The 9648-nt window shown below is 64.7% G+C and carries 5 protein-coding genes and 1 pseudogene; 2 read left to right on the forward strand and 4 right to left on the reverse strand.

Annotation, left to right across the window (positions count from 1 at the left end):
• Positions 1-191: 191 nt before the first annotated feature.
• Together HAQ05_RS10250 and HAQ05_RS29460 are read left to right on the forward strand one after the other, a co-directional pair.
• The gene (locus HAQ05_RS10250) at positions 192-710 is read left to right on the forward strand and encodes an ankyrin repeat domain-containing protein (RefSeq protein ID WP_190420060.1); all 519 of its coding nucleotides are present in this window, start codon (positions 192-194) and stop codon (positions 708-710) included.
• Positions 711-821: 111 nt separating this feature from the next.
• Positions 822-1478, forward strand: a pseudogene (locus HAQ05_RS29460) (trypsin-like peptidase domain-containing protein).
• Here HAQ05_RS29460 and HAQ05_RS10265 read toward each other — a convergent pair.
• The 4 genes from HAQ05_RS10265 to HAQ05_RS10280 form a co-directional block, all read right to left on the reverse strand.
• The gene (locus HAQ05_RS10265) at positions 1464-2663 is read right to left on the reverse strand and encodes an HlyD family type I secretion periplasmic adaptor subunit (protein WP_190420065.1); all 1200 of its coding nucleotides are present in this window, start codon (positions 2661-2663) and stop codon (positions 1464-1466) included. The pseudogene HAQ05_RS29460 and the gene HAQ05_RS10265 overlap by 15 nt on opposite strands.
• Complete coding sequence (locus tag HAQ05_RS10270) at positions 2660-4819, reverse strand: type I secretion system permease/ATPase (protein ID WP_190420067.1); 2160 nt, start codon at positions 4817-4819, stop codon at positions 2660-2662. Before HAQ05_RS10270 ends, HAQ05_RS10265 begins: the two co-directional genes overlap by 4 nt.
• Positions 4816-6249: a TolC family outer membrane protein gene (locus tag HAQ05_RS10275; protein WP_420825764.1), complete on the reverse strand. Its 1434-nt coding sequence runs from the start codon at positions 6247-6249 to the stop codon at positions 4816-4818. The genes HAQ05_RS10270 and HAQ05_RS10275 overlap by 4 nt, the downstream gene beginning before the upstream one ends.
• Before the next feature lie 57 nt (positions 6250-6306).
• The coding region (locus tag HAQ05_RS10280; RefSeq protein ID WP_238936497.1) for a BapA/Bap/LapF family large adhesin at positions 6307-9648 on the reverse strand (3342 nt) is incomplete at its 5' end.

A 9648-nucleotide genomic window follows, 5' to 3' on the forward strand; every position in this document is an offset into this window, starting at 1 on the left:
TGCAAGATGCACGGTGAGGCGGGATGCAAATTGCGGGATTGAACGCCTGCTCGGCGGGGCGCTCATAACCTCAGACCTTTTAACCACGATTAATTCCTTCACCCAGGTGCATAGCCTGCATTGAATTGACCAGCGGTCCCCGTTGGCCAACACTTTGCCTGGTAATGCACATGCCTTGAGGAGACAGCCTGATGACCGCCCAGCCTACGCCCATGACCGAAGAAGAAAGCGCCGAATTTGCCCGCCAGGTGCTGGAGGTCGCCCGCCAAGGCGACGCGCCAATGCTGCAACGGCTATTGGAAAACGGCCTGCCAGCCAACCTGAGCGACCACAAGGGCGATTCGCTGCTGATGTTGGCCTGTTACCACGGCCATGCGGCCGCCGCCCGCGTGCTGTTGGCCCATGGTGCCGACCCGCTGCAGGCCAATGACCGTGGCCAACTGCCCATGGCCGGTGCGGCCTTCAAGGGCTACCTGGAGGTGATCGAGGCATTGGTCGAAGGAGGGGCACCGGTGGATGGCAGTGGGGCCGATGGGCGCACAGCGCTGATGATGGCCGCCATGTTCAACCGTAGCGAGATCGTAAGCTACCTGCTCGAGCACGGCGCCGACCTGCGCGCCCGGGATGCCCAGGGCATCGATGCCCTAGGGGCGGCGCGAGCCATGGGCGCTGGGCAAACACAGGCACAACTGCAAACGCTGCTCGGCTGAGGGTGTTACCTGGGGGCATTGGCCGCGGACAAAAGGACCGCCGGGTGGGTTGATGGGGTAGTGGCTATGTGACATATTTCGCCCCTGTCCGCTATCCCTTGTGTGTCTGAAATGCCCCTGTTCAAGTATCTACTGGCAGCCTGTGTGCTGGTCAGCGGGTGCAACGGAGTGCCAACCGCTTTAGTAAAGGACCCTGCCTACCCCCAAGCTTTCGTCGTCCACTCTGGTGGCCCGCTACCCCTACTGTTAATGGGCAGCGCGGTGCAGTGGAATCAGGATTACGCGGTAACGGTAAAACACCTGCCGTACCTGCCCGGGGCGGCGTATCAGGGTAGCGGCGACGTGCAGTTCTTCAAGCACAACGCCAACGGCAACCTGCCGGTTTGGCGGCAATACACCCACGGCGAAACCCTCACCGCCGTTGGCTTCAACAGCCTGTACCTACCGATCGAGGGCCGCGGCCACGCGCTGGCGGCGCTGGTACGCCTCGATGCGCAAGACGGTGTGTTCTAGGCCACCCACGATGGCCCTACGGCCAAAGGCATGAGTGGTGGCCCGGTGTTCGGCCAGGATGGCGAGGTGGTGGGCATCAACGTGGCCTACCTGACCCAGGCGGACCTTGCCCGGTTGAAACGGCCAGACCTGGCGAACCGCCCACGCGTGAGCATCTTCATGCCCTACAGTGAAATCGATAAGCAGTGGCGGCGGTTTCAGGGGCAGGCACACCCGCACGCCGGGGCAGCGCCGCTTGCGCTAGCGCTCCCGTAGCGCTTCGCGCGCCCTGTTCAGCGGCTTGAGCAAGTAATCGAGCACGTTCTTCTCGCCGGTGCGGATGTCGACGGTGGCGACCATGCCCGGCACGATGGGGAATGCCTTGCCGGCCTTGTTGTGCAAGGCGTTATCGCCGGTGCGGATGTACACCCGGTAATAGAACTCATCACGTTTGACCTCGTCTTGAAGGGTGTCGGGTGAGAGGGTCACCACCTCGCCGTCGAGGCTGCCGTACACCGAATAATCATAAGCGCTGAGCTTCACCTTGGCCTTCTGCCCAGGATGGATAAAGGCAATGTCGCGCGGTTGGATGCGGGTTTCGATCAACAATTGGTCATCCAGCGGTACGATCTGCATCAATTGCCCATTGGGCGGGACTACCCCACCTATGGTGTTCACCTCGATGGCTTTGACGATGCCGCGCACCGGTGAGCGTACGGTGAGGCGTTGCAAGGCATCGTTGCGCCCGCGGATGATCGCCGCTTGCATGTCGGCCTCGGCACTGGCCTTTGCCAGCTCTTCGCGGGCACGCACCATGTAATCGGATTTCGCCTCGATGGCTTTGAGTTCGAGCTCCGAGCGTTGGCGGTTCAGCCGTAGTACTTCGACCCGGCTGGAGGCGCCGATTTTGGCGAGGTTTTCGGTGATCTCAAGCTCTGCGCGCAGCAGCCGCAGCGACGCCTCGATGCCCGCCAAGGTGGCTTCCAGGCCCTGCTTGCGCACGTTGTACAGCTCGGTTTCGGCCCGGGTCAGTGGCGCCCAGGCGTCAAGCTCCGGCGCAAACTTCAGCGGCTGGCCGCTGACCTCGGCCTGCAGCCGCGCCTGGCTCGCCAGGGCGGCGCGGTACTTGGCCTCACTTTCGCCCACGGTGGAAGCGGTTTTAGTGGGGTCAAGCTGGGCCAATACCTGGCCGCGTTCCACCCGGTCACCCTCGCTCACATTCAGCGTGGTGACGATGCCGCCTTCGAGCGACTGGATCAACTGTTCGTGGGCGCTGGGGATCACCTTGCCGGTGCCGGTAGACACTTCCACCACATTGAATAGGCCAGCCCAGGCCAGAAAGCCGCCAAGCATCAAGGCGCACAGCCCAATCAGCCGGCCGGCGCCGGCCACCGCCCGCTCATCTGCGCCTTCCAGGTATGACGCATTGGCCGCCCGCAGGGGCCCAAGGCTGCCTTTCATGGCTGTTGGCCTGCGCCGGCCTGGCGCAGCTTGGCCAACGCGGCCTCGCGCGGGCCGTCGATCGCTACCTGGCCGTTGTCCAGCACAATCACCCGGTCTACCCGCTGGAGCACGCTCAAGCGGTGCGTAGCCACCACCAGGGTTCGGCCTTGGGCCCAGGCCCAGAGGTTGTCGAGCAGGCGCCGTTCGCTCACGTCATCCAACGCGGCGGTGGGCTCATCGAGTAATAGTATGTGCGGCTGGCGCAATAACAGCCGGGCCAGCACCAGGCTTTGGCGTTGGCCGCCGGACAGCCCCAAGCCGCCTTCCAGCACCACATGGTCCATGCCCTTGGGCAGTTGCCGCACGAATTCCAATGCGCCAGTGGCGGCCAACGCGGCGATGATGTCCGGGTCGCTGGCTTGGCTGGCACCCAGCGTCAGGTTTTCCCGCAGGCTGCCGTGGAACAGCCGTGCATGCTGCTGCAACAGGCCCACGTCGCGGCGCAGGTCGGCCGGGTCGAGGTGCGCCAGGGCGATGCCATCAAGGCTGATTTCGCCTTGGGCCAGGTCCATTACCCCGCCCAGGGCCTGCAACAGCGTGGATTTACCCGCACCGTTACGGCCCAGTACAGCGATGTGCTCGCCCGGTTCGATCAGCAATTGCTCGACCCGCAGGGCGGGCGGCCCGTCGGGGTTGTAGCGAAAGGCAACGTTGTGCAGGCGGTAATGCCCAGCAATCGCCGGCAGGTGCACACGCGGCGTGCCTTCGGGGTGGTCCACCGGTGCCTGCATCAGCTTGTTCAGGCCCTGCAACGCCACTTTGGCCTGCTGCCAGCGGGTCAGCACGGTGGTCAGTTGTGCCAGTGGCGCCATCATTCGCGATGACAAGATCGAAGCCGCCACCAGGCTGCCGGTGGTAAGGTCACCGTTGATGACCAGGGGCGCGCCTACCACGATCACAATGGCGTACACCGCGCCTTGTACGCTTTGGGTCCAGGCTACCAAGGCGTTGGTCAGCCCCCGTAGTTGTAGCGCGCCCTGGGCGCAGGTGGCGTTGTAATGGTTCCATTGCTGTTGGAAGCGCGCTTCGGCTTGCAGGGCCTTGATGTCGTCCAGGCCCTGGATGGTTTCGACCAATATGGCGTTGCGCAGTGCCGCCTCACGCATCGAGGCATTGGCCAGCCGGGCGAGGCGCCGCTGGGCAAGCAACCCAGGCAGCAGCATGGCCACCAGGGCGAACAACGGTACTAGCACCAGCACGCCGCCGAGCAGGTAGAACACCGCCAGGAACAACACGAAGAACGGCAGGTCCGCCAAGGCCGTGGCGGTGCTGGACGTGATCAAGTCACGGATTTGATCCAATTCGCGCAACTGAGCGATGAATGAACCAGTGGATTTCGGCCGCACCGAGTTGCACAGGCGCAGGGCATGGCCAAACACCAGGTCTGACACGCGCAGGTCGGCCCGTTTGCCCAACAGGTCGGTGATACGCAGGCGCAGCAGGCGCATCAACAGGTCGAACAACAACGCCAGGAACACACCGCCGAACAGCACGTACAGCGTGGGTAACGATTGCGCTGGGATCACCCGGTCGTACACCTGCATCGAAAACAATACCCCGGCCAGGGCCAGCACATTGGCCACGAGCGACGCAAGCATCACCTGGGCATAGGGGCGCAGGTCGCGCAGCACGATCCGGCCAAACCAATGCTCGTCGAAGGGCGCGGTGTAATCGTCGGTGCGTACGTCGCGCAGCGTCTTGGCCGGGCGCAGCACCGCCACGCGCAGCGCCCGGGCTAGCAGGGTGGCGGCTTCGACCCGGCTTTGCAGGCCCTGGTCGCCACTGAAGGCCAGGCCCAGGGCTCCGTGGGCGGCAATGCTCTCGAGCACACCCACTTGGCCATCGTCGCATTCCACTACCAGCGGCAGCCGCCACGGGCTCAAGGCCGCGCGGTCCAACTGGGTGAAGCGCACGCTCAGGCCGGCCTGGCGTGCCATACGCCGCACACTGTCGTCTCCATGGGTGCCGCCGGCTTCGGCTACCAGGCGAATGCTCTGCGGCGAAACATCCAACCGGTAATGCCCGGCCACCCGCAGGATAGCCTCCAACCACGCGCCCTGGTCGTTGCGCCCAGCGTCGCCGGGGCTAGGCGGTAGCGGTATGGCATTGCTCATGGCAGTATCTCCACACCTTGTACGGCCAGGCCTTCGAGGCCCATCGCCCGGCGCAAGGCACCACGTTCGTAGAGGCAATCCACGCGCAGCCGCTGCTGGTCGGCCAGGGTATTGGCCAGGTCGAAACGCGCCTGGTGAATTTCTTGCTCGGCATTGAGCAGGTCGAGTAGCGGCCGCGTGCCAAGGTCCAGGTATTGGCGTTCGTACAATCCGCGTGCCTCGGTGATGCTCACCTGGCGCGCCTGAAGCGATTGCAGGCGCAGGTCGAGGCTGGCGGTTTGCGCTTGGGCCTCGGCCAACCCCTGGCGGGCATGCAGGCGCGCGGCATCTTCGGCTGAGTCGGCCGCCGCCAGGGCGTGCCCGGCGGCCCGGGTGCGCGCGCTGGTGGCGCCACCCTGGTAGATGGGTACTTCCAAGTTCAGGTAAAGGCCGGCCTGGGTGCGGTCGATGTAAGGGTTATCGCGGTCGTAGTCGTTGTCCAGGTAGTGGTTGACCGACGGCTCCAACGACAGCGTAGGGAACGCTTGCGCGTGTGCCTGGTTCAGTTGTGCGCGGGCCTCGCTGCGCTGGGCCAGGGCGGCCAGTACCGCTGGCTGGGTATCGCCGGCGGGCGCCGTGGGTGTGCAGGCGCCCTCTAACCGTGGGCTGGGCGCCTCGTTCAGGGCCGGCACATAACTGCGCCCCAGCAGGCTGGTTAGGGTGGCTTGCCAGCGTGCCAATTGGGCCTTGTATTCTTGCAGCAAGGCTTGTGCGCCGTCGGCGCGCGATTGCGCCTGCACCACGTCGGAACGGGTGCTGGCGCCCAGGTCGCTGCGCTGGCGGGCTAGCGCTACGATTCCGCCGATGCCGCTGACTTGTTGGCGGGCTATGGCCAGCAATTGCTCATAACGGCACACTTCGATAAAGGCGTAGGCGGTGTCGCGGACCACTTGGTCTATCGCTAGCAAAATGTTCGCCTGGGCCTGTGCAGCCTTGGCCTGGGCCATGTCTACACCGCTGCGCACCTTGCCGAAGTCGTAGAGCATTTGCTTAAGCGAAAGCGATAGCGCGCGGCTGCCACGGGCGCCGTTGTAACCGCTGTCTACCCCGGCCTTGACGCCACCGCTGACCTGCGGATAGTAGCCGGCTTCGGCCACGTTGATACCTTCGCCCTGTTGGTAGAGGTTGCCTACCGCCTCGGCGATGCTCGGGTGCCATGCCACCGCAAGGGCAATGGCCGCCGGCAGGTCGAGCAGCGCGCCGCCAGGGTTATCGGCCGCCTGCGGTGCAGGCCGCGCCGGCACGTGTGCTGGCCCGTTGCGCAGTTGCACCGGGCTCAACCGCCGCCAAGCCGGGTCGATGCCGCCGGCTGCCTGGCTGGGCTGCGCCGGGAGCGCGCAAAGCATACACAGCGCAAATGGTAAGCGCCGAAGCGTGCGAGGTGGTTTCACTGCAATCCCTTACTCGTGGAAACGCCCCCGGCGCCAGCGTACCGGGGCACCTAGGCCTTACACAACGTGAATGCCGTTCTGCACCCATAGGTGGTGGGTAGCGTCCTCTTGGGGGGTGAACTGCGCGTATTCGACACCCTCGGCCTGCGCCGCGCCGTCGCTGTTCCAGGCACCGCTCATATGCACGCTGTCCTGGCTGTTGCCCTTGATCTGCAGTGTGCCGTGGTCGGCTTCGGTCACCGCCAGCAGGTCGGCCAGGCTCAGGCTGAGCTTCACCGCGGTGGTGCTGTTCAGGTCGAAGATCTCGATGTTGTGAATGCGTGGCGCCAGGTCGCTTAGGTTGATCGTTGCATCGCCGCCAGCCCATAGCAGGGTATCGGTGCCGCTGCCGCCATCGACTGAGGTGAAATGCTGATCGGCGATGATCAGCGTGTCGTTACCCGCGCCGCCTTGCAAGGTGACAGCGCCACCGTGGGAGCCATCGAGGGTGTCGTTGCCATCGGTGCCTTGCAACACTTGCTCCTGGCTACTCGCCGCCACGGCCGCTTGGCTGGCGGCGGTGTCGTCGGCCAACGCCAGGGTAGCGAAAGTGCTGATACTCGCCGTGGTAGCCGCTTGGGTCAGGTCCACGGTCAGCGTAGCCGTGCTGGTGGCGCCGCTGGGATGGGTTAGTTCGTAGCTGAAAACATCTTGCTGGCCCACCACACTGCTATCTAGGCCGTTATTCAAGGTGTAGCTGTAGGTACCGTCGGCCTTCACCCACAAGGTGCCGTAAGTGCCGGCGATGCTGGTGCCGTTGTTGCCAGGCACTACGTAGTTGCCGGCCAGCAGTACGCTGAGTACGGTGAACGGCGAACCCAGTACATCGGCACCGGCGCCGGCGGTGTCGGTCAGCAGGTTGCCGGTAACGGCAGTGTAGCTGTGCACTACCAGTTGGCTGGCGTAGGTGGCCACGTTGGTCAAGCTGGCTGTGACGCTGCTCGCCACGCTGATACCGCCACCGCTCAGGCGCACCTGGTAGTTGCCACTGGGCTGGTCCTCGAAGGTCATGCCGTAATTACCGCCGCCCAGGGCGAGCAACGAACTGCCACCATAGCTACGAACCAACACCCAGGCGCCGGCGGTGTTTTGTTGGTACAAGCTCAGTGTCAACGAACTGAGCAAACTCAACACGTTGCTCGCTGAAAGCGACACCGTCAGGTCGCTGACCGCACCGCTGGCCACGCTGATGTTGTAGCTGGCACTGGCACTGCCGATCAACGGTAGCGACAACGTGCCCAGCACGCTGGTGCTGGTGACTTCCAGAGGTGCCAAGGTCAATGCGCTGCTGGCTACGTCGTTAGTCGCGTCTATCAGGGTGGCCGCGGCCGCCAGGTCGTTGCTGTTCCAGACCTCAGTGGCCTGTGGGCTGTCGATGCGCACGTAGAGGTGGGCGGTGGAGGTCAAGCCGTTAGCATGGGTGAGGGTGTAGCTGAAAACATCGACCTTGCCGACGCTGGCCAGCGTGCCATTGGGCGTGTAAATGTAGGCCCCGGTGGCGTTCAGCGTGAGCGTGCCATAAAGGCCTTCTACCACGGTGCCGCTGCCGGGAGCCACATAGCTGCCGTTCTTCAGCACGGTGAGTACGGCACCGTGGTCTGGGCCGGTGATGTCGGCGTTGCCGTTAACGCCCGGGTCGGTGATCACATTGCCCGTGATGGCGGCCCCCGCCACGCCGTTGAATTGGGTGAGGCTGGTGGTATCGATTGCCAGCGAGGTGTTGACGGTGGTCAGCACGCCGATGCCGGTACTGCTGACGATCAAGCGGTAATCGCCCGCCAGCAAGGTGTTGATATGCACCCGCATGCCCTGGCCCGCCAGTGCAAGCAGGTCGAGCAGGCCGCTATTACCGTTGACATCGAGCGACACCCAGTTACCGCTGGCGTCTTTTACCTGCAGGGTATAAACGACGCCATCGAGCAGCGACACGGCGCTGGAGGTGCTGAGTGTCAAGGTGGGGTCCACCTCGGTACCCGCCGCCACGCTGAAGTTGAACGTTTTGGAAAAACCCGCCAGCAAGGTGGTGAACGAGTCGGTGTAGGTACGGTTGTTGGTGACCGGCACGATGGTCACCTCGGCCGTGGCCAGGTTGTCAGTGGCCACCACAGGGGTATTGACGTCGATGTCCGGCGCGGTCACCGAGGCGCTGGTCGAGACATTGCCGTGCGCGTCGGCCAGGGTGACGCTGAGCAGTTCGCCATCGATTTGCGCGCTGCCGAGGGTGACGCTGAATTGGCCATTGCTGCCCACCGGGCCGCTGCCGAGCACGGTGCCGTCGGCGCCGCGCACGGTGGCGGTGGCGCCGGCCTCACCCGTGCCGGTAAGGCTCAAGCCATCGCCAGCCACGACCAAGGCGGTGGCCTGCGCCGGCGGGGTGATGTCGGGTGCGTTGACCGACGTGCTGGCCGAGGTGTTGCCCGCGCCATCTTGCTGGGCGGCACTCAGTACCTGGCCGTTGGCTTGTGCCGGCGCCAGCGAAGCGAAAAAGCTGCCATTGGCGGCCACGATCGCCGTCCCCAGCACGGTGCCGGCGGCATTGCGCACGGTCACGGTGGCACCGGCTTCACCATGCCCTGTGAGCTGGGTGCCGCTGGCATTCACAGCCAGGTCGGTGACGGCGGCTGGGGTGGTGACGTCTGGAGCCGTGAAGCTAGTGGGTACTGAGTCGGCGCCATTGGCGCTGGCTATGGCCTGCAGCAGTTCGCCATTGAGTTGGGCGCTTTGCAAGGCCACGCTGAAGGTGCCGTCGAGCGCCGTACTGGCGCTACCTAGCAGCGTGCCGGCGGGGCCATATATGGCGACGGTGGTGCCCACTTGGGCAGTGCCGGTGAGGGTCAACCCATCACTGCTCAAGGCCAGGCCCACGGGGGCGTCGGGCAGTGTCCCGTTCGGTACGACATAGTCCGTGGCGGGGGAGGTGTTGCCGGCGGCGTCCTGTAGTACTACCACCAGGCTATCGCCGGGCGCTACCGAGGGGGACAAAACGATCAGGAAGCGGCCATTGGCGGCGACCTGCCCGCTGCCGATCAGCGTGCCACCGGCACTGACCCTAACGGTGGCACCGGCTTCACCGGCCCCGGCCAATTGCGAGCTGTCGGCGCTGTAGGCCAGAAGCGTAGGAGCCAAGGGCGCGGTCACGTCTGCCGCGATATAGCTCACCGGCACCGAGGCGTTGCCGGCGGCGTCGGTTTGCACCAGCGTCAACACCTCACCGTTGAGCTGGGCACTGGTCAAGCTCACGCTAAACGTTCCGTTGCTGGCAACCAGCGCACTGCCGAGTGCACCGCTGGCGCCGCCCACGCTCACCGTGGCGTTAGCCTCGCCGGTGCCGGTCAGCACCAGGCCGCCATCAATCAACGC

This window comes from Pseudomonas typographi (genome assembly GCF_014694385.1).
In the GTDB taxonomy this organism is placed as follows: domain Bacteria; phylum Pseudomonadota; class Gammaproteobacteria; order Pseudomonadales; family Pseudomonadaceae; genus Aquipseudomonas; species Aquipseudomonas typographi.

Excerpts from the sequence above, each read along its gene's own strand:
- HAQ05_RS10270 (WP_190420067.1), bottom strand. The coding sequence starts at position 4,819 with ATGAGCAATGCCATACCGCTACCGCCTAGCCCCGGCGACGCTGGGCGC.
- HAQ05_RS10265 (WP_190420065.1), bottom strand. The coding sequence starts at position 2,663 with ATGAAAGGCAGCCTTGGGCCCCTGCGGGCGGCCAATGCGTCATACCTG.
- HAQ05_RS10250 (WP_190420060.1), top strand. The coding sequence starts at position 192 with ATGACCGCCCAGCCTACGCCCATGACCGAAGAAGAAAGCGCCGAATTT.